Consider the following 22,737-nt stretch of genomic DNA (forward strand, 5'->3'; position numbering starts at 1 on the left):
AAAGCACAACGGATGGTTGTGCTTTTTTATGGGGTTAACTTACCGTTAAAGCACCGTCTTTATATATTGGTAATACATTGGCTACATCGGGTGTTACACAATATTCCAGGTCTTTTTCAAGTCCAAATTTAGAAAGCCTGTGCCAATGGGTGGTTTTGCGGATGAAGTTGTACATATGATCTTTATGCAGGTTATACATGTCTTCTGCCATCATACTACTATCGCAATGGATGGTAAAATTATCTTTAATGCGGTTGATAACAGCGCCGGCAAACAGTGTGTCTTCGAGATTAAAGCGGTTTTTCCAGGCCGAGCAACCCAAAATAACATGTTTATTAGTGTTAGCCAGAAAATCGCAAACAGCGCTAAGATTGGGGAAGGAGCCGGTGACTACTTCCGCTGCACCATTTTCTAAAGCCATATGTAAGAGTTTGGTACCATTGGTGGTGGTTAGCACCATGGTTTTGCCATCTATAAAGGAGCGGGGATATTCTGCCGGGGAATTGCCGTGTTGCAGACCTTCAATTATTTTGCCATCTCTTTCGCCGGCGGTAATGGCATTTAATTGAGCGCCTATTGCTTTACAATCGTCTACATTAGCTACCGGAATAATTTTGGCGGCACCATTAAATAAGGCGGTGGTAATGGTAGAGGTAGCCCTGAAAACATCGATAATAACTACTATACTGTTATTTACATCATACAGGTTTAATAAACCGGGAGATAGTATGGTATGTAATAAAGGTTTTGTATTCATACGGGCGCAAATATACAGAAGTTGTTAAACTGCTGTAATTTGGGTTAAAGGGTGCCATAATTAATACCAGATTTTATTTGACACAGATATAACTAAACGGCATTATAACCGTTATATAATAAATACTTTAGTTTTATTTAATAGGCCGGCAAAAAACAATAAGCTTAATTTTATAACCATAAACTCCTTAACATGGCATCTATTATTTCAGAGGGCATTGAGATAAATGTAGAGACCTATTACCAGGCCGACTACAGCAATCCTATAAACAATGAATTTATGTTTGCCTACCGAATTACCATTGAAAATCATAACAGTTTTACAGTGAAGCTATTACAACGCCACTGGTTTATTTTTGACAGTAATAGCGAACACAGGGAGGTAGAAGGTGAAGGAGTGGTGGGTGTACAGCCTGTAATTTTACCGCAGAAACAGTTTCAATATGTAAGTGGTTGCAATTTAAAATCGGAAATTGGGCGGATGTATGGCTATTATATTATGGAGAATGAAAATAGCAAAACTACCTTTAAGGTTAAAATTCCGGCCTTTGAAATGGTAGTACCTTTTAAGAATAACTAAAATAATTGCCGCTTTATGGTTGTGGTGTTAGCTGATATAAATTACTGCAACTGAAAGGCTGCGGGATTGCAGTGGATAGCCCGCAACGAGCGCAGCGAGTGAGGACTAGTAACGGAAAGCCCGGACAATTGCTGCATAAATATCCCCCTGCCGGGAGCCCCAATTTTTCGTTTTGATACATAGTAGAAATTTCCTTTAGCCCTGGTAACTCTCTGCACAATTTTTTCACATGCGCTATAGCCGGCTTTTTAAGTGCAGATATCCATCTATTTTTACAGCATGCAGCAATTAGACCTTTTCGCGGCATTTGAACCACCGCCACCAAAAATAATTCCTCCAAAACCGGAGCCAATACCTTTGAAGGAGGCGACTGCTTTGCCTGCATTTATTACAAAACCCTTAAATATCATTTTTGAAGAAGCGGTGGTTGGCACCAGGATAAAAAAGGAAAAAGCCCCAAAGAAGCCTGGAAAAAGGGGTAGAATGTCTTTTAAAGAAATGGATGCAGGTTTGGTAATGGTGGATATTCCTGATGATGATATGCTGTTTGCCAAACAGTATTACGCCATTAGCGAGGTAGCAAAATGGTTTCATGTTAACCCATCCCTACTGCGTTTTTGGGAAAACGAATTTGATATTTTAAAACCACGCAAAACCAGAAAGGGCGACCGCTTGTTTAGACCAGAAGATGTAAAAAACCTGCAATTGATTTACTTTTTGTTGCGTAACCGAAAATTTTCTATTGAAGGTGCTAAACAATACCTGAAAGAAAACAAACAAAAAGCTGATACCCATATGCAGCTAATACAAACATTAACAAAGTTTCGGGCATTTCTTTTGGAATGGAAAGCTAATTTAGGCTAATGAAATACACAGTTTTTTTATTGTTTGCAGGGGTTGCTTTCATTTTATACCCTTTAACCACCCAGGCACAGCAAAAATTATACGAGGTGAGTACGGATAAAGAAAATGGCGCCAAAGTATTAAAAGGTATAGTTACCCGTGCAGATATTGAAAAAGACACCAGTTTTAGCTGGTTTAAACAAAACTATGCATTAGGCAGTGCCAATGCGGCAGCAATTGAAAGCTGCACCAAACAGGCAGGTAAATTTACCGCCGTGGTTTTTTTTGGTACCTGGTGCGAAGACTCACATAACCTGTTACCTGTTTTTTGCAGATTAATGGATAAAGCTGGTATACCCGAAAAAGATTGTATGCTTGTTGGTACAGACCGGGAGAAAACCACCTTACAAAATTTGCATATAACCTATTCCGTTACCAATGTGCCCACTTTTATTATTTTACACAATGGAAAAGAAATAGGCCGCATTGTAGAATATGGGAAATATGGCGTAATTGACAAGGAAATTGGGGAAATTGTAGCGGCTATACCTTAATACAATTTGCAAAACCTAGATCTACAACTTGCTGAAAAGGTTTACCAAAAGGCCATGAAATACCAAAAACCCCCTTTTTAGCATATTATTGAGATGTAAGCCTCCACTCAAAAATTTTTTGTACAAAACCTTTGTTACATTTGCTTATATGATAGATATGAATATGGAGTATAATACCACCAGAAATCATCTTGTAATGCGTGAATATGGAAGACATATTCAAAAAATGGTTGATCATGTTTTAACCATTGAAGATCCGGTTAGGCGGCAGCAGCAGGCACATGTGGCGATTGAACTAATGGGTTTTTTAAACCCCCACCTCAGGAATGTAGAAGATTTCAGACATAAATTATGGGATCATTTATTTTATATAAGCGACTTTAAATTAAAAGTTGAAAGCCCATATCCAATTCCGGAAAAAGCAACTTATAAATCAAAACCAGCCCCGCTTGCTTACCCAAGAAGAAACCCTAAGTTTAATCACCTGGGTAAAAATCTGGAACTGGTAATTGAAAAAGGTATGCGGGAAGAAGATCCTGAAAAAAGAAATGGTTTTGCCAATGCCATAGCCTATTACATGAAACTGGCATACAGCAACTGGCATAAAGAATTGGTGCATGATGACGCCATTCGTGGTGAGTTGAACCGTATAACCGGTGGCGCATTAGAGTTTAGCAATACACCTTATATTAAACACCGTAACCCAGGTTTTGAAAGGGATGATTTTAGAACCAATAATGGTGGCTCTGGTGCAAGGCGTCAAAATTTCTCAAATAGAAGCCCACGGGATAACAGGGATAGAGATGCACGTGGCGGAAGAGACAATAATGGCCGCAATAATAATAACGGACGTAGCAACAATAATAATAACCGCGATAACAGAAATGGCGGCAATGCTTCCGGTAGAAATCCAAATTTCAAGAAAAGATTCTAATCTTTCTTAACAGACATATTTTTATAAAAAATGGGCGGTTTACCGCCCATTTTTTATAATTCACTCGCCAAAATTAAGGCCTGTAGACCGAAACATCCCCATCAAAGCTGATATTCAAAACTTCCTTTTTATTGTCTTTTGTAACGGTTACATAATAAGTAACCCCATTTTCTTCGCTATTGTATTCAATGGCTTCTGCTATAGTATACTCAGCATATTTCTTTTGTATTGTTTGCTGTGCTTTTATAGGCAAAGTTTCTTTACCAATAATGCGTGAAATAGCAATTGTTTCGCCTTTTTCATTATAAAAAACCTCCATTTGCTGACCGTTCCAGCTAAAAGATGCTTTTGTATAATTATCGGTAACCTTCCATTTAATATTTTCTGCTGTACTAAAATTCTTTTTTAATGAGGTGGCTGCATGACTTTTATTTTCGTCCGATGCAAATGCGCTAGTTGCAAGTAAGCCAACTGCTAAAAAAATGGGTAATACTTTTTTGCTTAAAAATGCCCTTCCGGCTTTTGACGGTGAAAAAATGTTCTTTTTCATAAATTAATTGTTGTGTTGTGTTTTATTTGTGTTGACAAGTCAAAAGTATACTCAGTTCGTTTCCGACCGGATGAAATATGACAAATATGAAAAATTTCGTACATTAAAGACATGAGCGGCAGAAAAAGTAGAATTTTTTAATGGGGCAATTTGCCAAAACCCTCATCCACATTGCATTACACTCTATTTCATAAGAAAATATTAAAACATGTAAAAGCAGGGTTAATTTATTTGTAACAATGAAAAGTGGTAAGCTTGTATAGCTTATTAAGTTATAGGCAGCTGCTATTATTCATTTCTGCATTGCTTTTATTATATGTGTTCTAAATTGTGCCATGAATTATTTGGCACATGCATACCTGTCGTTTGGTAACCAGGATATACTAACAGGCAATATGATTAGCGATTTTGTAAAAGGGAAAACCAAATTCGATTATCCCCTTACAATACAAAAAGGTATTTATTTACACCGCCAGATTGATAGTTTTACCGATAGCCATATACTAACCAAACAAGCAGCCAACATTTTCAAACCTTTTGCCGGGCCCTATGCCGCCGTATTTGTAGATATTGTATACGATCATTTTCTTGCCAGGGATGAAAAACAGTTCCCCCAGGAAAAAGACCTAAACGCTTTTGCGCAACAAACCTACACACAGTTACAGGCCAACCAATTGCTGTTGCCCGAAAAATTTGCCCAATTATTACCTTATATGAGCAGCCAAAACTGGCTGTATAATTACAGAACACTAAAAGGAATTGAAAACAGTTTTGGCAATATCTTCAGGCGGGCCAAATACCTGGAAAAAACAGAGACCGTATACCAATGCTTTATTGATGAACATTATGCTTTGGCACAGTTGTATAATCAATTCTTTCCACAGCTATTAGATTTTACCCAAAAACAATATACCCTACTAATTAACGAATAATTTAATTTTATACTTTTTTATGGTAAGATTTTTGTAAATGCATTTCTATTCGCAATAAGTACAATAATAACCACGTTAAAAAACCTGTATGAGAAAAATGCTTCCTTTCATTTTTTGCCTTATTTGTTATGGCAGTTTTGCACAACAAAAGCCAACCGATTTGGATAAAAGTCCGCTGGATATGAGCTATTCCCCTCAAAACTATCCCATATTAAAAATGAATGGTAAAACAACAGAACAGCCAGCCAGCCGGGTTATTTATAGCAGGCCACAAAAAAGTGGCAGAACCCTTTTTGGCGGAATCATATCTTATAATCAGGTATGGAGGCTGGGTGCCAATGAGTCTACCGAAATAGAGTTTTTCCGCAACGTAAAAATCAATAATAAATCTGTTCCAAAAGGCCGTTATTCGTTATATGCCATTTGTAATCCGGAAAAATGGACCCTCATTCTAAATAACGATAAAGATATTTGGGGCCTTGCCTACAACCAGAAAAAAGATGTATTGCGTGTTGAAGAAAACGTTCAAAATGCAGGTACACAAAACGAGTTTTTTACCATGTATTTCGAAGACAAAAAAGGGGGTACCAACCTAAATATATTGTGGGATAGTGTAAAGGTCGTCATGCCCATCAGCTTTCAGTAAACAATTATCAAAAACCTCTGTTATAGAGGTTTTTTTATGTTACCAGCTAATAAACAACAAGCAGCTTTACTTGCCACGCTCGGTTCAGGGTTCCTCCCCTGTGGCGGCTGCAGCTTACGGTACAATCATCAGCAAAAAAACCAGTCCCAACCCGGTTCATTACAAAACGCAATGCCTAATTTTAAATAAAAACCAAATGGAACCAGAAATAGCACTTTTTTTACGCCGTTTGGCCACCTCTATTTTTACCGGCATATTATGGATGATGATCAATTCCACCGCAGGTATTATGTTTGATAACGCCTTTATACACGAATCCATTTCCCTTGGCAATATTCTTTTCTATATCTGGTTGCTGGCAAGTATTCCGCTAATGATCTGGTTTTACAAAAGATTATGGAAAAATACTCCGTCAGAAGAATAAAATCGGGCATCTTTAAAATACCCACTAAGAGGTATAAACGGCACGCATAATTTCCATATTTTTATCTGCAACAGAAAATGCTGGTTTTATGCGACTACATGATTATTCTAAATGGCTGGTTATTACCGGAGCAATAATTATTGTGATGGTAAAATATATTGTAAGGCCCTATGTGGCTATTTCTCCATTTTTTCAACCCGTAGTTGATGTATTGCCAAATTTAATTGGATCATTCTTAATGCCTTTTGGCGCTTGCTGGTTTTTAAAAAAATTATTTATACCCCGCACCATTAAAGACCTGCAAACCATTTGTTTGTTGGGTTTAATACTGCTTATTATAAACGAGTACCTGCAACTCATTCCCGTTTTTCGAAGAACTTTTGATTATTTGGATATACTATTCTCCTTTGTGGGTATACTGCTGGGCTATGTGGTTTTTGCCCGCCTATTGGTAACAGCCCAACTAAGAAAGCCGGCAAGTATTTAACTGCTATGGTCTGCCACAATTAACCATTTACCCTCTATTTTTTTAAACAAAAGCGTAAATGTGCCGCCTACATTGCCAATAGTTCTTGTTAAATGCCATTTACCCAGCACAAAAATATATTCGGGTGAAAGAGGTTTTATACTAAGAATGTCAAATCTTAGTTTACCCATTGCTGCCGTATCAGGGTAATTTTTTTTATAGTTATTCAATGTATTTTCCCAGCCATAAGTTGGGCCTTTAGATCCTACAAATAAAAGGCTGTCACTTTTCCAATAGGTTTCCATAAAGGCATCTATATTACCACTGTTCCAGGTAGCTATTTGCTGATGCATTAAATACCTGATAGCTTTTTCATCGGCAGATTGTGCATAGGTAGTTACTACAGCTACCAAAAAAACTCCAATTAATAACAAGCTTTTCTTATACATATCAGTTAAATTAAATAATTCTTTTAGCAGCCGATTTGGTAGTAATGCTTTGATTTACCAAATTATCAATTAACACCACGCCAGGTGTTTTACCTTTTTCAAAACTACCTAATTGATCGTCTAATTGCAATGCTTTTGCTCCATTAATGGTAGCCCATTGCAATATTTCTGCAGTTGGAATACTGAAGGCAGATTCGTGTTGTACCCGTTTTATTTCATCCAGCATATTCAGGCTCCAGTTGCTGCTATAGCTGTCTGTTCCCAGCACAATAGTGCAATTATTCTTACGCAACAAATTAAATGGCGGCATAGTACCTTCTATATACAGGTTGGCATTGGGGCATAAACAAAAATAAATATCCTGATGCTGATATTGCGGTAGCTTGGTATGGTCAATATCTTCCTGTTGAATAAAAGTATTGTGCACCAGCATAATGGCTGCTGCCTGCTCTAACCAGGGTAAATAGGTTTGTAAAGAAGTTTTGCCACTGGGTGTAAAGCCGCTGCTATCTGTATGTAACGACTGATATAAACGGTTAAAATCGCCATTGCCGTTTTGGTATAGCATATTTTCATCCGGCGACTCCTGGTTATGAATGGCAATGGTTTTGCCTGCGGCCTGTGCATTAATTAATGCAAACATTTCTTCTCTAACACTATAGGGTGCATGTGGTACTATGGCAGCTGTATATTGTGGCAATAAACTATTATACTGGTTAAAAACCTGTTGTGCCAGCAAAAAACGTCCTTTAGATTTGCCGGCTGCAAAACCCAGCGATTCAATAAAATTGTAATAAGCCATGGCACTTTTGTGCTTTATTGGGGCGGCATGGGTAGTATTGCAGATATCGCCTACAGCCATGGTGCCGGATTGGTACAATTCCTGCTCGGCCAATCTGATGGCTTTTAAAATTTCCTCTTCGCTGGCCTGGCGTTGTTGTGTTACCGCAATTAAAAAGCTAACCAAACCAGTACGGTTGGGTATTACCCCTTTCATATGGCTTAACTCTAAATGGCAATGGCAATTAATAAAGCCGGGCGACAGAATGCCCTCCAGTTTCTCCACGTCTTCGCCGGCTTCGGCAAGGGGTACAATGGCTTCAATTACACCTTGTTCACTTGTAATTAGCACCTGATTGCGGTATAGCATATTGGTGCCGGTAAAAATATAATCTGCTGTAAATTTTCTATATGCCATGCTGTAAAGTTAATAGAGATGTTGCATGAGACCGAAATCACTTAAATTTGCCGCCCAAAGCGGTTGTGAAACAGAACAGTTCACCATCAAAAACTATCTGGAATGGTTGAATTGCGCTTAAAAAGTACTATTTGGCTAATCATTCTACCCCAATTGGTGGTAAAAATGAAGAAAAACAATACACAACCGTATTTTGCTGCATATTGTTATAGCGTACAAGAGTGCGACGCAAGTAAAGCTGCATAAAGCTTGCCTTGCCGGGCTCAATAAAAATAAAAAAAATGATCGATCAGTTAGATGGTATTAAGGCCAGGTTTCAGCAGGTTGGTTTAGCCTTAACCAACCCTGAAATTATTAACAACCAGAAAGAATACCAGCAGTACAGTAAAGAATATAAACAGCTGGAAAAAATTGTACTGCCCTACGAGGATTACCGTAAGGTATTGGAAGACCATGCATTTGCCAAAGAAGCCCTTAATGGTAACGATGAAGAAATGCGTGAACTGGCTAAAATGGAATTGCCCGAACTGGAAGAGAAAAAAGAAGCGCTGGAAAAAGAACTTACCAAACTGCTGATTCCAAAAGACCCGCAGGATGATAAAAATGCCGTATTGGAAATCAGGGCCGGAACCGGCGGCGATGAAGCCAGTCTTTTTGCCGGCGATTTACTAAATATGTACCTGCGCTATTGCAATAAAAAAGGTTGGAAAACCGCTATTGTTAGCGAAAGTGAAGGCACGGTTGGTGGATATAAAGAGGTGGTGGTAGAAGTACAGGGCGAAGATGTGTATGGCACCCTTAAATTTGAAAGTGGTGTACACCGCGTACAACGTGTACCCAATACCGAAACACAGGGCCGCGTACATACTTCGGCAGCTACGGTTGCCGTTATGCCAGAAGCCGAAGAAATAGATTTTGAACTAAACCCCGCCGATGTTAAAATGGAAACTGCACGTAGTGGAGGTGCAGGCGGACAGAACGTAAATAAAGTAGAAACAAAAGTATTTTTAACCCATATACCAACCGGCGTGGTGGTGGTTTGCCAAACAGAGCGCAGCCAGCTGGGTAACCGCGAAAAAGCAATGACCATGCTGCGTACCAAATTATACGAAGAACAGGTGCGTAAACACGAAGATGAAATTGCACGCCAGCGTAAAACACTGGTTAGTACCGGCGACCGCAGCGCCAAAATACGCACTTACAACTGGCCACAGGGCAGGGTTACAGATCATCGAATTGGTTTAACTTCCTACAACCTGCCATCGGTTGTAAGCGGCGAAATAGATGAGTTTATTGATGCACTGCAAATGGAAGAGAACAAAGAAAAAATGGCCAATAAAAATTAAGCTTTTGGTATTGACATTTAGGTGGCTGGCTGCAGAGGCTTTATGAAGCTGCAGTTGCGTCGCACTACGTTAATCGTTCGGTTATTATGGCAGCTAAACAGCGGGTAATAACAATCATATCACAGATACAGTAAAACAGATTACCCAATATGCGCATAGCAGTTTTACACCACGGCAACGATTTTTCAAACGATTATGCAGCCTATCTTTCCGGCCTGCTGGATGAAACTGCTGCTGCCAATGATTTTGTGGTAAAAGACTATCACTACCTGCGTCTTACAAAAGACCCGCTGCCAGCAGCTTCTTTGTTAATGCATATTGTAATACCTGCCGAAAGCAATTTTGCCTTAACCTATTGGTACAATGTAAAACTGCCTGCTATTTTTAAAAAATATGGCATTGATAAGGTTATATCGCTATTTGGTATTTGTGCAGCCACACCCATTCCACAGCTACTGGTTTTACCAGATACAGGTTTGCTAAAACCACATAAAAAAATGCCGGTATGGCAAAATTATGCTGCCAAAAAATTGGGTAAAAGCATTGCAACAGCAAAAGGCTGTATTACATATTCCAATCATGCTAAAGAAACTTATGGTAAAGTGTATGCAGCCGCACAAAATGCTACTGTAGTTCCATATACTGTTAACGAAATTTTTACGCCTAAAGAATGGCATGATAAACTCTATATTAAAAGCCGCTTTGCCGAAAACAAGGAATATTTTGTTGCATTAATACCAGGTAGTAATGTAGAACAGTTTACAGATATATTAAAGGCCTTTTCCCGCTTTAAAAAATGGCAGCAAAGCAATATGCAATTATTGCTAATGCCAAAAGAAGAAACATTTACCCGTGCTATAGATGATAAACTGGATAGCTATAAGTTTCGCGAAGATGTAAAGCTGTTATATGAGCCGGAAAGAAAAGAAACTGCTGAAATTATTGCTACGGCCTATGCTATGATGCATATGGCCACAACAGATGCGGATTTATTACCCATAGCTGCAGCCATACAATGTGGTACACCGGTTATTGCCTATTATACCCCCAGCATACAGGAATATTGCGGTGCTGCAGCCAAACTAATACCAGAACCTGGTTTTGAACCCTTGGGCGACGAGCTGATACAGGTATTTAAAAATGAAACACTAAAAGCAGCAATGTGCGATGCGGCCGTAAACAGGGCCGCCAATTATACACAAAACCATATTGCCACCGCTTTATGGCATCAGCTTAAAAGTTAAAATCCAGTACAGAAAATCAACAATGTTTTATTACATTCATTATAAATAATATGCAAACTTCTACCATTACCATTGATGTACATTTAGATAAAGATAAAATTCCTGATCAGATAAACTGGAAAGCCGATAGCAGCAGTGCCGAAGAAACACAAAGAGCTAAAGCCATGATGCTGGCATTTTGGGATGGCGCCGATAAAAGTGCACTTCGTATAGATTTATGGACAAAAGACATGATGGTAGATGAAATGGCCGATTTCTTTTACCAAACCATGATGTCTATGGCCGACACCTATGACCGCGCCACTCACCATACAGAGCTGGTAAGCGATATGAAAAAATCGGCCAAAGATTTTTATAAGAAGTTCAGGGAAATGCAGGAAAAGGAAAACAAATAACCATACTATTCACCTATATACATTTATCATGAGTTTAGAACAACAGGTAATGGCCGAGATGAAGGAGGCCATGAAAGCAAAAGCCGAAGGAACACTACGTGGCCTGAGGGCAATAAAGGCAGAAATAATAAAAGCAAAAACAGAACCCGGCGCCAACGGCGAAATAAATGCAGAAACAGAATTAAAAATGTTGCAGAAAATGATGAAGCAACGTAAAGATTCTCTTGATATTTACAAACAGCAAAACCGCGCCGATCTTGCATTAAAAGAAGAGGAAGAAATAGCCATTATAGAAAAATTTCTTCCCAGCCAAATGGGCGAGGCCGAGCTAAAAGAAGCTGTTGCCGCCATAATAGCTGCAGTTGGTGCAACATCAGCGGCCGATATGGGCAAGGTAATGGGTGCCGCCACCAAACAATTAGCTGGTAAGGCAGATGGTAAAGCCATTTCTGCAGTAGTAAAAGAATTGCTTAGCAAATAATGTCAATTGATATTATCTATATAATACTGATAGCCATGGCTGTACTAAAAGGGTATAGCCGTGGTTTAATTGTTGCCATTTTTTCTTTGCTGGCCATTATTATAGGGTTGGCCGCAGCCATGAAATTTTCGGTACTGGTAACCGGATGGCTAGCCTTAAATACCCATATTGGTACACAGTGGTTACCTTTTATTGCTTTTATTGCCATATTCATCCTCATTGTTATTATAGTACGTTCCGTTGCCAACCTCATAGAAGCTGCTATAGATATGGCCCTGCTAAGCTGGATAAACAAGCTGGCCGGTATTATTCTTTATGTTTTGCTGTATTCTATGGTGTACAGCATTGTATTATTCTATGGTACCCAAATGGGTATTATTAGCCAAACTACTATTGGCGCTTCAACAATTTATGGTTTTATAGAACCGTGGGGGCCCACCGTTATTAACTTGCTGGGCAGCATTATTCCTGTGTTTAAAGATATGTTTCAACAACTGGAGCAATTTTTTGGCAACGTGTCTTCGCAGGCCGTCTAATTATTTCCACTCTTTCCTTAGTGTATTATTTACCGGGCTTTTACACGCCATGCAGCTTTACTTGCGTCGCACTCTTGTGCGGTTGGGAATACTATTGGGCTTCTTAAATTCAGGTTTAAAAAACTGATGGCATAGTAAACAGCCATAACGGCATACATCAAAAAATAACCACTTATATAATCTTTAGCAAAAACTAGCACCCTTACGCTCCTTCACAATCAAACTGTAGCTATTTTAGCTAATTCAACAATTGCAGCTAAACTATTTTTTATGACACCAGCCAACAAGCCATTATTAATTCTTGTAGCAGGCCCCTACCGTTCGGGCACCAACGATATTCCGGCATTGATAGAAGCCAATGTAAAAGCGATGACAGATACCGCTTTAGCAGTTTACCGTATGGGGCATACGCCTGTGCTGGGCGAATGGTTTGCCTTGCCTTTGATTGAGGCAGCAGGTTCAAAAGCCATTGGAGATGAGGTATTTAATAGCATCTTTCATCCCATTGCTGTGCAATTGATTGACCATTGCGATGCTGTATTAAGAATTGGAGGTCCATCTGCCGGTGCTGATGAAATGGTAAAAACGGCACAAGAAAAAGGGAAGATGATATTTCTGGATAAAGCCAGTATTCCAAGTATGGGGAATGCATTGTAAATGCCTGGTATAACTTGCTGAAATGATTAAATACATTTCCTCATTTTCTGCTCCACAAAATTCCGAACGTACAAGAGTGCGACGCAAGTAAAGCATCCATAGAGCTGTGCAGCCGGGCTAATAAGGCTGCTATAATTCTTTAATTTTTATGTTGCGGAAATAAATAGGTGCACCGGCATGCTTGCCCTGAAAACCAATACGGCCATACAGCGGCAGCGTGGCCATGGGATTGGGCAGCCAGGCGGGTACTTTGGAGCCGTCGGGGTTGATTTCGCCTGAGGTAAAAAGGCTCATATTACACTCGTTAACCAACTCTCCATTTAATACAATATAAATGTTGCGGCCTATACAGGTAATGGTGATATGGTTCCACTCGCCGGCTGGTTTTACCGTACGTTTGGTTACGGGCTGGTGGCCAAATACGGCTCCACATTGCCAGTAGGCCGGGGCTTTACCCCATTGTTCGGAATAATCATCGGCAATTTGTATTTCTACTGAGTGGGGTATCCATTCTTCGGTTTCGGTGGCATGCACAATAATACCGCTATTGGTACCGGGTGCATTTTTAAATTCCAGGTCTAACATAAAATCGTTGTATTGCTTTTCGCTCCACAGGGCTTCGTCGCTGGAGGCAGTAATAACGCCTTCGGATACAGTCCACACATTTTTCGGCGCAAGGGCATTGCTTAAGTTGGGGGTAAACATATCTGTCCAACCTGCCTCGCTGGTATTGGGGTGTTTATTTATGGCCGGCTGTGCCATTACCCAATTACTACAGCCCAACAGGCCCAGTATTACCATTAATTTTTTCATATGCTTATTACTTGTTTTTAAAGTTAGCCAACTTATTTAATGGTACCCCATAAAAAAACCGGCAAAAAATTGTGCCGGGTAATAATTTCAACTAAATTGGTAAAATGCTTAGGGAATAACTTGTACCCTATTATTCATCAACGCTAAACACTGGCTTATGTATTGCAAGAGTTTGTTTATTGCTATTTTATTGGCTGTAACCCTTACCGCCATTGCCCAACATAAAAAACCTATTAGTGAAAAAACACCTGCCTGGGTTACCGTAAATACCTATGATTATAGCAAAACAACCCTGGATGCAGAAGCGGAAGATGGCTATATTGATGTGGCTTTTGAAGAGCAGGTGGCAGTTGAATTACAAACCACCTATTACCGCAAAGCCATAAAAATTATATCAGAAGCAGGCATTGAAAATACTTCTGAAATTTCGCTTGGTTTCGACCCTACTTTCCAGCAACTGTATGTACATAGCCTTGTTATAATACGCGATGGCAAAACCATTAATAAGCTGGCCATAAATAAGTTTGAAGTTATTCAGCAAGAAACAGAGTTAAGCCGCAGCCTGTATAATGGTGCCCTTACCGCTTTATTAATTTTAGACGATGTACGCAAAGGCGATATTATTGAATACAGTTATTCGCTTAAAGGATTTAACCCCATTTTTAAAGGCAAGTTTGCTGAGAATTTCAGCACCAGTTACTCTGTACCATTGTACTGGATTTATTATAAAATGGTGTATGCCAAAACCCGTACAATACATATAAAAAATATTGGAGAGCAAATTAAGCCTATCACCACTACCAATGGCAATACCAACAGTGTTGAATGGAAACTGAATGAAGTGCATGCCCTGCATATACAGGATAGAACCCCCGCCTGGTTTGACCCATATTCTATGATTATGGTGAGCGAGTTTAGCAGCTGGGCGGCATTAAACCAATGGGCAGTAGCACTATTCCCTAAAAACCCGGCCATTTCTGCGGGCCTGCAAAAAAAGATTACTGAGATACATGATAACAACCCCACCGATGAAACAAGGGTCTTAGCTACCCTGCGTTTTGTACAGGATGATGTGCGCTATATGGGTATAGAAATGGGCGAACATTCTCACCTGCCCAATAACCCCAATAAAATATTTGACCAGCGCTTTGGCGATTGTAAGGATAAAGCTTACCTGCTTTGTGTAATGCTAAACAGTATGGGTATTAGCGCCGACCCTGTGCTGATTAATACCGCCTACAAAAAAGCTATTTTTGACTGGCTGCCATCTTATTATAATTTTGACCATTGCACCGCCCGGGTAATATTAAATAATAAAGCCTATTACCTGGATGCTACAATTTCTTACCAGCGGGGTTATCTTCAATACATTGCATTTCCCGATTATCAGGTGGGTTTTGTATTAACCGATACCACAACAGCATTAACGCCCATAGCACTGCAGGAAAGTGGACAGGTTAAGGCCAAAGAAGTATTTACTATACCTGATATGAGTGGTAAGGCCAAACTGGTAGTAAATACAGAATATAGCGGCTCTTATGCTGATGATGTAAGAAGCAGCCTGCGCAATAACAGCCACTACGAAATACAAAAAAACTTTTTGAATTTCTATGCCAATTTTTACGATAATATAAGCGTAGCCGATAGTATGCAAATTGATGACGATGAAGTAAATGGCATTCTTGTTACCAAAGAGTATTACAATGTTGATAAAATATGGCAACTAAAAAACGGGGTAAAAAAAGCATCGTTTTATGCATATCTTATTTCGAGTATTATACAAAAGCCAAAGGATGCGCCACGCACTATGCCATTCCGCATTACTTACCCAGCCAGGTATAAAGAAGAAATTACCATTAACCTGCCCGAAGCCTGGGACATAGAAGAAAGTACCACTTTTGCCAACTGTGCGGCCTTTAATTTAAAAGCCAATTTTACCAAGGGTAAAAAAGTGGTATACCTGGATTTTGATTATGAGGCTTTAAAAGACTATGCCGATACTGAAGAAGCGGCAGCTGCATTGGAAGCCATTACCAAATTTGAAGATGAAATGGGCTATGGCTTAACTTATAAGGACAGTGAAATGGTTGGCGATGAGGATACAAAAGATAATGCTGCCTCAAGTGGTAATATTATTTACACCATTTTATTTATCACCGTATTTGTATTGTTTATCATATACCGCACCCAAAAAAGAAATGAATAGTTTGGGCCCGGCAGCAGATAGCAAATGTAGCATCCGTTGCGTCGCACTCTTGTACGGTTTATCCCTGATGTTGCAATAAGTAGTATTGGCTGTTAAAAGCCCAGCAATGTAATGGTGCACAAGTGTGCGACGCAAGTAAAGATGCCATGATAACAGGTAGTCTGGCTAAAAAATTGCCACTGCAATAGTTGGGTTTAATACAATATATGGCAGATAAAGCAATGAACTGTATTGCATTAAACTGCACTTATTTGTTTGGCAGCAGCTGCAAATAATTTTTTTTCTTTCCAGTTATACCAGGGTATGGGGGCAGTTTTTTTCATGAGTGTATCAATGGTGCGCATGCCTGCCAGGTTCCATACACCCTGCAATTTACCGCTTAGCTTACTGTTTAGTGCTCGCAGGCTCATGGCAAAACCACTGTCAATATATTCCATATGGTGCCAATAGCCGCCGGGCATAAATAAAGTATCGCCATGGTTTAGCACCATATTGTAGCCACGTGCTTCTTTAATGGCAGGAAATTTATCGTAATCAATTTTTGATTTTTCTTGGTCGTAGTAATAACTAAAATCGGCCAGGCTTAATACTTCAAATGGTTTACGGTATAGCTTATGTTGCTCGTTGTGAGGGAACAACAATACCCTTTTACGCCCTGCAAATTGTGTATGAAAAATATGGCTAAGGTCTATATCAAAATGCATATGGGTGATTGAACCTTGCCCACCGGTAAATAACATGGGCACCCTCTTTACAAAGCCATTGGCCAATTCATCGGGCCACGTAAAATCATGTGTTAATTGAGGGGCATGGTTAAAAATATTAAACAGGAATATACGCCAGGCGGCAGGGCCCTGACTAATTGTATCAATATAGGCACCAAAAGTAGTGTACTCATCTGCCGTATTTATGGGGGTATAAGCATCGCTTTTTATATTGTTATAAATACCTACTTTTTTATCGCCCAGTATTTCTTTAAAATACGCCCAGTTCCATTTTTGATATGCGGGCCAGCTTTTGGCCAGGTCTTTTATAATAAGCGGAATTTGAGGCTCAAAATAATGTTTTTTAAAATCGGCGGCACTTATATGATCCACCACATCAACAGGGCGTAACTGCATTATAAAATAGATTAGGCTGTAAAGTTAATATGAAGTAATTGTTAACACAACAGTACTTGTATACACTATAGCACTATTTAGCAAAAGTTAAGCATATCATTTTTTTATACATATTCCCGCCACAACTTATCAAGACCAATAAAAGCCATTTGGCAAATTGGGCAGTTGGTTTAAATCTAATTCCAGTCGGGCATACTCTTTGGCTGAGTTTACATTACACAATGCACCCACAGTAAAGGCCTCATATGCTACCACTTCTAAAAATACCTCCTTATCTCCTTTAGGATCCAACACACGCAACATGGGTTCAAAGGAATCGTGTAACACAATGCCTACCGGTGTTAGCAATGGGGTGCCATCAATAGTAGAAGCAATTAGTTTAACCTTATACAGGCCAGGTATGCTGGCGCTGGTTACTTCTGCACTTAGCCTGGTATTATTAAGTACTGCAATGCCACCCCATCTTCCTTTTTGAGGATCATCAGGATCTGGTCCATTGGGTGTAGCATCAATAATTTTTTGCATCACCTGTACCAGATCTTCCTGTACCAATTCACTACTCTTTTTAAGCAGGCTGGCAGTATCTATGGTAGTATTTCCCGGGTCGTTCATACTTCTAATCAGGCCTTCACTTAACTCCTTATACTTAAGGGTTTCAATATCATTTTCTTTTTGGGTAAGTATTTTAGGAAATTCAATCCTTGTCCATAAATAACCGCTCATAGTACCGGCAATGGCGTATAAAATAATCAAGGCATAACTAAAAGTGTATAAATCAATCTGGGCACCGCCCTGCACCTGGGGTACAGCACTTTGCAGACTTTTGGCTATATGCGCCGATGCATCTGCCAGCATAATTTTTATTTCGCCAAACTGCGTTAAGGTTAAACCAATGATAATCTTGGTAATCCAGTCAGAAATTTCTTCAATGCTGGTATTATCCTTGTAGCCGGTGGCACTGCGGCTATCTGGTTTACCATCTTTTGATACTACCTGTGCAGATTGGTTATTTTGAAAACTTTTGGGAATAGCAAAAATAAAACCCAATGCACAACCCGAAATATAATAGGCTCCAATTACCGATGCTACTGTAAACAAGGCAAAGGTCTTGTTATTGCCAAAGAAAAAAAACAGGGCAACAAACAATAATAAGGTAACAATCAAAGAGCTTACCAATACCTTGTTCAACATGGGGCGAATTGAATTGCTTTCAATCCTGTTACTTCTTTGTTCTGCTTTTGGTATAGCAAAATAATCAACCAATTTTTGAAAAAAACGCTTCATACGGCTGGGGGATTTTGTACTTAACAATAAATATGGATGCTACATAAAATTGATATAGCACTGGCAGCTTATACCATAAAACATGTACGTATAAGCTGTTTTTAAAGTTAATACTGTTTTATAAATAATCTATCAATAAAATTTATTACAGCAAAATGCAGTAGACCATTTTTATTGACCGGGCTCTAAGCTCCATTGCAACTTTACTTGCGTCGCACACTTGTACTTACATAACCCATATCGGCAATTACAACAAAAATGTATCGTTACTCAAAGCCGTATACGGTAGGAGGCAGAAAGCTTAATAAAAAATCCATCTCCCCAATCAAGGTTCTGCTGGGTATTTTTATTATGCCCATATCCAGAGCGTAGTTTGCGCATAATACCATAACCTGGTTCCAATGTACAAACAACATGTTTTGCGGGATAATAATCCAGATAGGCAGATAGCTGGTTATCGTCAATTCTTAAATAATTGCCATTGCTTAGTTTATATGAATTTGTAATGGCACGAAAAGTGCCACCTGTATAAAAATGATTATTGAGTTTATATTCATAGGTTAACCTGCCGGGTAATAAGCCAAATAAATTATTACGCTCATTAATGCGCCAATCAATTCCAGCCAGCGGCATAACAAACACACCAAAAAATTCATTATTCACATAAAACCCAAATTTATAGGTAAGGTTAGTTTTCTTCTTATAGTTGGCCAGCATTACTCCACCCATTTGAAAACTATTCTGCTGTTGTAACCCTTCGCTGTTAAATCGGGGAATAGCAGTAGCCATTAGCGACCAGTTATTTTTACCTAAGGGAATGACTACACTTATTGGCAATGCAATACTACTTACAGCAGGCAGATAATTTGTATTATTTGCTGAATCAATATTCCAGTTTTCATAAAAAGGGCTAATTACAATAAGTCCCTTGTTCTTTAATTGTAAAGGTAAATCCGATCCAATATAAGTATGCGTGAAAGGGGTTGCATTTCTATGCTTATTTTCAAATGCATTAGTGTACCTGATATTGAATGGGTCAACATATGGTTGGGTATACACTTGAGCAAAACCAAAACTGATAAAAAAGATGATTAGGAATTTTAACATGAAACGATTATTTAAAATTCAATTTGTCAATCTGAGTGGCGATAACATTAAAACTAATGTCCTTAAAATTTAAACCCTACGGACATGGTCATATCATAAATAAAGGAATTAACTTTTGTTCCGTTAAAAGTAGATTGTTTAAGACCATCATAAGATGTAACGGTAACAGCATTTACAGATACAGGAGTAAACAATAAAACATCGCCCCGTAACGACATAAAAAATACCTTACCATTTACAAAACGCCAGTTGGCTGTACCAGATATACCTGGTTGCAAGTGGCTTTCCTTTTCAGCAAAATAATTTGCTTCTCTGGTAATGGTATTAAATGCTAGTGCAGGGCCAATACCAATTCCGGTAGTGGCATTTTTACCCGAAAAAATATAATGCGCCGTTAATGCATTTATATTACTGGCATAGTTTAACCTGTTGCCGGCGAAAACATCACTGGTTTGCAATTGATCAAAACCTTCCACTACACTACTATGAATTTTTCCATAACTTAATTCCAGATAGTTTTTGTTTTTTAATTCATGCCCAAATCGTACCCAGTACTTACCAGGATTCAAAGTGCTTTTTGGGTATTGGGTATTAATTTGTGTAGCACCCAAATCCGGGAAAATAGCAAAAATAAAACTAAGGTCTGCCAATGAGTAACTTAACCTATCACCAAATCCTGAGGCTGTCATCTCCGACTTAAATTGATTAACTGGCCCCCCAAGAAAAAGCCCTCCTTCAATACTAACATAATTTTTTTGAGCAACCACTAAAAGGGGCAGAAAAAACAAAAAAATGATTGATGCCAACACTGTGTTGATGTGATTCTTTTTCATATCTTTTAAGATTTAAAATGTTGAAATAATTGCTTAACAAACCTAAAACGTTTTAATGGCGAACCATAATTGATAAATACTAAGTACATTTTTTAAATAGCAGGTAATTATTTTTAATTGTTCACGTTGAGCTTAGAAACGCATATTATGCAACTTGATTATGCTTATTTCTCTTAATAAGTAATTTTCGCAAATAGTATTTTTTCCTTTTGCAAGAAATAATAAAGAATATACCAACGAGCATAGATTCATAAATGGAAAGAATGTAAAGTGGGCCTAAATTGTTACAAAAGACAACATAGGATTTAGAAAGAAAATATGAAAAGTTTGGCTTGTAATGTCTTTGTTATAATAAGTGCAGCAGGAAGGAAAAAATAAAGACGATAAAAGTAATTAAGCCAATTCAAAATTGTATATTGGTGCTATTAAAGAATTAGTACCGCTATGGAAGCAGGCCAAATACAAAGTAGTTTTTTCAACCAGATAAAAAAGCAGTTACCACCCCATCTTTCGCTTGTTGACGAAATAGCAGATATTTTAGATGTAAGTTCTGACAGTGCTTATAGGCGGATAAGGGGAGAAAAGCAAATTTCTTTTGAGGAAATACAGAAGCTAAGTGTAAAGTTTTCTATTTCACTTGATCAGTTCCTACATTTAAAAAGTAACAGCTTTCTATTCAATGGTTATATAACAAATGATTCAGATTTTAACTACGATAATTGGCTTAACGAGGTTGTTCAGCAGCTGGCTTTTTTTTGCATGCACACACCCCGGCACCACTATTATGTAGCCAAGGAAATACCATTTTTTTACTATTACCTAATTCCTGAAATCGCAGCTTTCAAATCTTTCTTTTTCATGAAATCGATTCTTTACTATGCAGACTGGAAAACTGCTCGTTTTTCAGTAAAAGATGATTACAGCCGATATTATGAAACCTGGAATAAGATTAGTGATTATTATGCCAACATACCCTGTACAGAGATATGGAGTATTGAAAATATTACCAGCACATTACACCAAATTGAATTCTACAGAGTAACCGGAGCTTTAAAATCAAACGAGGATGCACTTGTTTTACTTGAGAAATTTGAAGAACTTCTTACACATCTTGAAAAGCAGGCAGAATATGGTGTAAAACTAAAATATGGCCAGAAGCCATCTGAGGGTCTTGCCAGCTATAATATGTATTCAAATGAAATAATAATGGGTGACAATATGCAACAACTTTTGTTGGGGAAAAATCTTGTTACATTTATCAATCACAGCATTTTAAACTTTATTTCTACTACAGACGAGATGTTTAATGATTATATGAAAAAAACCATTAGCAATCTTGCACAAAAATCTACCCCAATAAGCGTAACAAATGAAAAGGAAAGGCTTCTTTTCTTTAATCGCATAAGAGCAAAAATTGCAGCTTCCAAAGCACTAATTTTAAAATAATTACAGTGGAATAGGCTATTAGCCCTATTTGATTTTTATTTGTATTTATCTTGCTTCTTTAAATATTTATATATAAAAAATACAACAAACAACCAATTCAAAATCAGCCACAATTAGTAGAAATTGTTTTATCATGTGTTTAATTTTGAGTTCCTGTCCTTAGTATTGATAAAAGGCATAAACATTGTTTCTAAATAGGGATATTTAATTAGGTTTATTTGTTATCACAAACATGGTAGCTATCAACTATGAATATATTTGGCGCTAAAATCGTTTAAACTGAAAGTTTTAAAAAATTTGCAATTTGCTGCAAATAGTTATGCAGTACAAGAGTGCGACGCAAATAGGTTTAATAAAAGTACTACAGCCTGGCTCATATATTATACCTGCTTATTGCTTTTGTTTTTTTAAACGAAATGCATAGGCAATTTTTACTTTTAAAAACAAATAATCGCCTACAGCTTCCTTGTAAGTAGCATACATCAATTCACCGCTTAATTCTATATTGTTTTGTAGTTGAATGCCGCCATCTAGGGCAAAAGAAGTGCCACCAAATTTTTGTTTAGGGTCAATAGTTGGATCATAATAATTAAAGTTGGGTGAAGACACTGACGCATACCCTATTGTTACCTGGGTGAATACATCATTGGGTACTCCAAGCCGCAAACCTGCCGCGATGTTGGATTGCTTCATATTAGTATTATTGCCAGTATTCTCATTTTTAAAAAAATAATCATAACTAATATTGCCTGCCACACTTACTACCCTTGATATGGGCAATAACAATGTACCATTGATACCAACTGACTGTGCAATTATTACCATATCGGCACCTGCAATTAAGCTAACCGCTGGCTTTTGTTCATTTTGGGCAGTGGCATTTGTGGCCAGTAGTATTGCCCCAAAAATAAATAGTGATAACTGTTTCATATGAAT

26 protein-coding genes are annotated in these 22,737 nt (G+C 38.3%); 16 read left to right on the forward strand and 10 right to left on the reverse strand.

Annotation, left to right across the window (positions count from 1 at the left end; genetic code table 11):
* Nucleotides 1-34: 34 nt before the first annotated feature.
* Nucleotides 35-757, reverse strand: a complete 723-nt coding sequence (locus GD597_RS07785) for a 2-phosphosulfolactate phosphatase (RefSeq protein ID WP_171607267.1) — start codon at nt 755-757, stop codon at nt 35-37.
* A 192-nt stretch (nt 758-949) separates the two neighbouring features.
* Between GD597_RS07785 and apaG the strand changes: the two genes are divergently transcribed.
* The 4 genes from apaG (at nt 950) to GD597_RS07805 (ending at nt 3,667) form a co-directional block, all read left to right on the forward strand.
* Nucleotides 950-1,336: a Co2+/Mg2+ efflux protein ApaG gene (gene apaG / locus GD597_RS07790; RefSeq protein WP_171607268.1), complete on the forward strand. Its 387-nt coding sequence runs from the start codon at nt 950-952 to the stop codon at nt 1,334-1,336.
* A 279-nt stretch (nt 1,337-1,615) separates the two neighbouring features.
* Nucleotides 1,616-2,200, forward strand: coding sequence for a MerR family transcriptional regulator (locus GD597_RS21880; protein WP_216368539.1), 585 nt, complete (start codon nt 1,616-1,618; stop codon nt 2,198-2,200).
* The gene (locus tag GD597_RS07800) at nt 2,200-2,733 is read left to right on the forward strand and encodes a thioredoxin family protein (protein ID WP_171607269.1); all 534 of its coding nucleotides are present in this window, start codon (nt 2,200-2,202) and stop codon (nt 2,731-2,733) included. The genes GD597_RS21880 and GD597_RS07800 overlap by 1 nt, the downstream gene beginning before the upstream one ends.
* 148 nt (nt 2,734-2,881) lie before the next feature.
* Complete coding sequence (locus tag GD597_RS07805; RefSeq protein ID WP_235954219.1) at nt 2,882-3,667, forward strand: DUF4290 domain-containing protein; 786 nt, start codon at nt 2,882-2,884, stop codon at nt 3,665-3,667.
* 73 nt (nt 3,668-3,740) lie between these two features.
* Here GD597_RS07805 and GD597_RS07810 read toward each other — a convergent pair whose 3' ends face one another.
* A complete protein-coding gene (locus tag GD597_RS07810; RefSeq protein WP_171607270.1) occupies nt 3,741-4,217 on the reverse strand; it encodes a hypothetical protein in 477 nt (158 codons plus the stop codon).
* A 335-nt stretch (nt 4,218-4,552) separates the two neighbouring features.
* Between GD597_RS07810 and GD597_RS07815 the strand changes: the two genes are divergently transcribed.
* The 4 genes from GD597_RS07815 to GD597_RS07830 all read left to right on the forward strand — a co-directional run bounded on the left by GD597_RS07815 (nt 4,553) and on the right by GD597_RS07830 (nt 6,706).
* Nucleotides 4,553-5,149 (forward strand): acyl carrier protein phosphodiesterase, encoded by a 597-nt coding sequence (locus GD597_RS07815; RefSeq protein ID WP_171607271.1) that lies wholly within the window; start codon nt 4,553-4,555, stop codon nt 5,147-5,149.
* 88 nt (nt 5,150-5,237) lie between these two features.
* On the forward strand, nt 5,238-5,795 hold the full coding sequence (locus tag GD597_RS07820; protein WP_171607272.1) for a DUF2911 domain-containing protein: 558 nt from the start codon (nt 5,238-5,240) through the stop codon (nt 5,793-5,795).
* A 196-nt stretch (nt 5,796-5,991) separates the two neighbouring features.
* A complete protein-coding gene (locus GD597_RS07825) occupies nt 5,992-6,219 on the forward strand; it encodes a hypothetical protein (RefSeq protein ID WP_171607273.1) in 228 nt (75 codons plus the stop codon).
* Nucleotides 6,220-6,307: 88 nt separating this feature from the next.
* Complete coding sequence (locus GD597_RS07830; RefSeq protein ID WP_171607274.1) at nt 6,308-6,706, forward strand: hypothetical protein; 399 nt, start codon at nt 6,308-6,310, stop codon at nt 6,704-6,706.
* Here the strand turns inward: GD597_RS07830 and GD597_RS07835 are convergent.
* A complete protein-coding gene (locus GD597_RS07835; protein ID WP_171607275.1) occupies nt 6,703-7,134 on the reverse strand; it encodes a YybH family protein in 432 nt (143 codons plus the stop codon). The genes GD597_RS07830 and GD597_RS07835 overlap by 4 nt on opposite strands.
* A 10-nt stretch (nt 7,135-7,144) precedes the next feature.
* Complete coding sequence (locus GD597_RS07840) at nt 7,145-8,332, reverse strand: amidohydrolase family protein (protein ID WP_171607276.1); 1,188 nt, start codon at nt 8,330-8,332, stop codon at nt 7,145-7,147.
* A 281-nt stretch (nt 8,333-8,613) separates the two neighbouring features.
* On the opposite strand from GD597_RS07840, the gene prfA reads away from it, so the two are divergent.
* From prfA to GD597_RS07870, 6 genes are all read left to right on the forward strand, one after another.
* Nucleotides 8,614-9,678, forward strand: coding sequence for a peptide chain release factor 1 (prfA, locus tag GD597_RS07845; RefSeq protein ID WP_171607277.1), 1,065 nt, complete (start codon nt 8,614-8,616; stop codon nt 9,676-9,678).
* 149 nt (nt 9,679-9,827) lie between these two features.
* Nucleotides 9,828-10,922, forward strand: coding sequence for a glycosyltransferase family protein (locus GD597_RS07850; protein ID WP_171607278.1), 1,095 nt, complete (start codon nt 9,828-9,830; stop codon nt 10,920-10,922).
* 50 nt (nt 10,923-10,972) lie between these two features.
* Nucleotides 10,973-11,317, forward strand: coding sequence for a gliding motility protein GldC (gldC, locus tag GD597_RS07855; RefSeq protein WP_171607279.1), 345 nt, complete (start codon nt 10,973-10,975; stop codon nt 11,315-11,317).
* Nucleotides 11,318-11,345: 28 nt separating this feature from the next.
* A complete protein-coding gene (locus GD597_RS07860; protein ID WP_171607280.1) occupies nt 11,346-11,798 on the forward strand; it encodes a GatB/YqeY domain-containing protein in 453 nt (150 codons plus the stop codon).
* Complete coding sequence (locus GD597_RS07865; protein WP_171607281.1) at nt 11,798-12,334, forward strand: CvpA family protein; 537 nt, start codon at nt 11,798-11,800, stop codon at nt 12,332-12,334. The genes GD597_RS07860 and GD597_RS07865 overlap by 1 nt, the downstream gene beginning before the upstream one ends.
* A gap of 270 nt (nt 12,335-12,604) precedes the next feature.
* On the forward strand, nt 12,605-12,991 hold the full coding sequence (locus GD597_RS07870; protein ID WP_171607282.1) for a DUF4406 domain-containing protein: 387 nt from the start codon (nt 12,605-12,607) through the stop codon (nt 12,989-12,991).
* A 129-nt stretch (nt 12,992-13,120) separates the two neighbouring features.
* Here the strand turns inward: GD597_RS07870 and GD597_RS07875 are convergent, their stop codons facing one another.
* Nucleotides 13,121-13,804 (reverse strand): 3-keto-disaccharide hydrolase, encoded by a 684-nt coding sequence (locus tag GD597_RS07875; RefSeq protein WP_171607283.1) that lies wholly within the window; start codon nt 13,802-13,804, stop codon nt 13,121-13,123.
* Between the two features lie 157 nt (nt 13,805-13,961).
* On the opposite strand from GD597_RS07875, the gene GD597_RS07880 reads away from it, so the two are divergent.
* Entirely contained in the window at nt 13,962-16,010 is a 2,049-nt protein-coding gene (locus GD597_RS07880) for a DUF3857 domain-containing transglutaminase family protein (RefSeq protein WP_171607284.1), read from the forward strand.
* Nucleotides 16,011-16,246: 236 nt separating this feature from the next.
* Here GD597_RS07880 and GD597_RS07885 read toward each other — a convergent pair whose 3' ends face one another.
* From GD597_RS07885 to GD597_RS07900, 4 genes are all read right to left on the reverse strand, one after another.
* The gene (locus GD597_RS07885) at nt 16,247-17,131 is read right to left on the reverse strand and encodes a cupin-like domain-containing protein (RefSeq protein ID WP_171607285.1); all 885 of its coding nucleotides are present in this window, start codon (nt 17,129-17,131) and stop codon (nt 16,247-16,249) included.
* Between the two features lie 129 nt (nt 17,132-17,260).
* Entirely contained in the window at nt 17,261-18,415 is a 1,155-nt protein-coding gene (locus tag GD597_RS07890; RefSeq protein WP_171607286.1) for a hypothetical protein, read from the reverse strand.
* A 270-nt stretch (nt 18,416-18,685) separates the two neighbouring features.
* Nucleotides 18,686-19,522, reverse strand: coding sequence for a DUF6268 family outer membrane beta-barrel protein (locus GD597_RS07895; protein WP_171607287.1), 837 nt, complete (start codon nt 19,520-19,522; stop codon nt 18,686-18,688).
* Nucleotides 19,523-19,584: 62 nt separating this feature from the next.
* A complete protein-coding gene (locus tag GD597_RS07900) occupies nt 19,585-20,355 on the reverse strand; it encodes a hypothetical protein (RefSeq protein WP_171607288.1) in 771 nt (256 codons plus the stop codon).
* 444 nt (nt 20,356-20,799) lie between these two features.
* On the opposite strand from GD597_RS07900, the gene GD597_RS07905 reads away from it, so the two are divergent.
* Nucleotides 20,800-21,801: a helix-turn-helix domain-containing protein gene (locus GD597_RS07905; protein WP_171607289.1), complete on the forward strand. Its 1,002-nt coding sequence runs from the start codon at nt 20,800-20,802 to the stop codon at nt 21,799-21,801.
* Between the two features lie 390 nt (nt 21,802-22,191).
* On the opposite strand, the gene GD597_RS07910 is transcribed toward GD597_RS07905, so the two are convergent.
* Nucleotides 22,192-22,731 (reverse strand): hypothetical protein, encoded by a 540-nt coding sequence (locus tag GD597_RS07910; protein ID WP_171607290.1) that lies wholly within the window; start codon nt 22,729-22,731, stop codon nt 22,192-22,194.
* Between the last annotated feature and the right edge of the window lie 6 nt (nt 22,732-22,737).

It is taken from the genome of Limnovirga soli, from assembly GCF_013106755.1.
GTDB classification, from domain to species: domain Bacteria; phylum Bacteroidota; class Bacteroidia; order Chitinophagales; family Chitinophagaceae; genus Limnovirga; species Limnovirga soli.

Excerpts from the sequence above, each read along its gene's own strand:
- GD597_RS07785 (WP_171607267.1), bottom strand. The coding sequence starts at position 757 with ATGAATACAAAACCTTTATTACATACCATACTATCTCCCGGTTTATTA.
- apaG (WP_171607268.1), top strand. The coding sequence starts at position 950 with ATGGCATCTATTATTTCAGAGGGCATTGAGATAAATGTAGAGACCTAT.
- GD597_RS21880 (WP_216368539.1), top strand. The coding sequence starts at position 1,616 with ATGCAGCAATTAGACCTTTTCGCGGCATTTGAACCACCGCCACCAAAA.
- GD597_RS07800 (WP_171607269.1), top strand. The coding sequence starts at position 2,200 with ATGAAATACACAGTTTTTTTATTGTTTGCAGGGGTTGCTTTCATTTTA.
- GD597_RS07805 (WP_235954219.1), top strand. The coding sequence starts at position 2,882 with ATGATAGATATGAATATGGAGTATAATACCACCAGAAATCATCTTGTA.
- GD597_RS07810 (WP_171607270.1), bottom strand. The coding sequence starts at position 4,217 with ATGAAAAAGAACATTTTTTCACCGTCAAAAGCCGGAAGGGCATTTTTA.
- GD597_RS07815 (WP_171607271.1), top strand. The coding sequence starts at position 4,553 with ATGAATTATTTGGCACATGCATACCTGTCGTTTGGTAACCAGGATATA.
- GD597_RS07820 (WP_171607272.1), top strand. The coding sequence starts at position 5,238 with ATGAGAAAAATGCTTCCTTTCATTTTTTGCCTTATTTGTTATGGCAGT.
- GD597_RS07825 (WP_171607273.1), top strand. The coding sequence starts at position 5,992 with ATGGAACCAGAAATAGCACTTTTTTTACGCCGTTTGGCCACCTCTATT.
- GD597_RS07830 (WP_171607274.1), top strand. The coding sequence starts at position 6,308 with ATGCGACTACATGATTATTCTAAATGGCTGGTTATTACCGGAGCAATA.
- GD597_RS07835 (WP_171607275.1), bottom strand. The coding sequence starts at position 7,134 with ATGTATAAGAAAAGCTTGTTATTAATTGGAGTTTTTTTGGTAGCTGTA.
- GD597_RS07840 (WP_171607276.1), bottom strand. The coding sequence starts at position 8,332 with ATGGCATATAGAAAATTTACAGCAGATTATATTTTTACCGGCACCAAT.
- prfA (WP_171607277.1), top strand. The coding sequence starts at position 8,614 with ATGATCGATCAGTTAGATGGTATTAAGGCCAGGTTTCAGCAGGTTGGT.
- GD597_RS07850 (WP_171607278.1), top strand. The coding sequence starts at position 9,828 with ATGCGCATAGCAGTTTTACACCACGGCAACGATTTTTCAAACGATTAT.
- gldC (WP_171607279.1), top strand. The coding sequence starts at position 10,973 with ATGCAAACTTCTACCATTACCATTGATGTACATTTAGATAAAGATAAA.
- GD597_RS07860 (WP_171607280.1), top strand. The coding sequence starts at position 11,346 with ATGAGTTTAGAACAACAGGTAATGGCCGAGATGAAGGAGGCCATGAAA.
- GD597_RS07865 (WP_171607281.1), top strand. The coding sequence starts at position 11,798 with ATGTCAATTGATATTATCTATATAATACTGATAGCCATGGCTGTACTA.
- GD597_RS07870 (WP_171607282.1), top strand. The coding sequence starts at position 12,605 with ATGACACCAGCCAACAAGCCATTATTAATTCTTGTAGCAGGCCCCTAC.
- GD597_RS07875 (WP_171607283.1), bottom strand. The coding sequence starts at position 13,804 with ATGAAAAAATTAATGGTAATACTGGGCCTGTTGGGCTGTAGTAATTGG.
- GD597_RS07880 (WP_171607284.1), top strand. The coding sequence starts at position 13,962 with ATGTATTGCAAGAGTTTGTTTATTGCTATTTTATTGGCTGTAACCCTT.
- GD597_RS07885 (WP_171607285.1), bottom strand. The coding sequence starts at position 17,131 with ATGCAGTTACGCCCTGTTGATGTGGTGGATCATATAAGTGCCGCCGAT.
- GD597_RS07890 (WP_171607286.1), bottom strand. The coding sequence starts at position 18,415 with ATGAAGCGTTTTTTTCAAAAATTGGTTGATTATTTTGCTATACCAAAA.
- GD597_RS07895 (WP_171607287.1), bottom strand. The coding sequence starts at position 19,522 with ATGTTAAAATTCCTAATCATCTTTTTTATCAGTTTTGGTTTTGCTCAA.
- GD597_RS07900 (WP_171607288.1), bottom strand. The coding sequence starts at position 20,355 with ATGAAAAAGAATCACATCAACACAGTGTTGGCATCAATCATTTTTTTG.
- GD597_RS07905 (WP_171607289.1), top strand. The coding sequence starts at position 20,800 with ATGGAAGCAGGCCAAATACAAAGTAGTTTTTTCAACCAGATAAAAAAG.
- GD597_RS07910 (WP_171607290.1), bottom strand. The coding sequence starts at position 22,731 with ATGAAACAGTTATCACTATTTATTTTTGGGGCAATACTACTGGCCACA.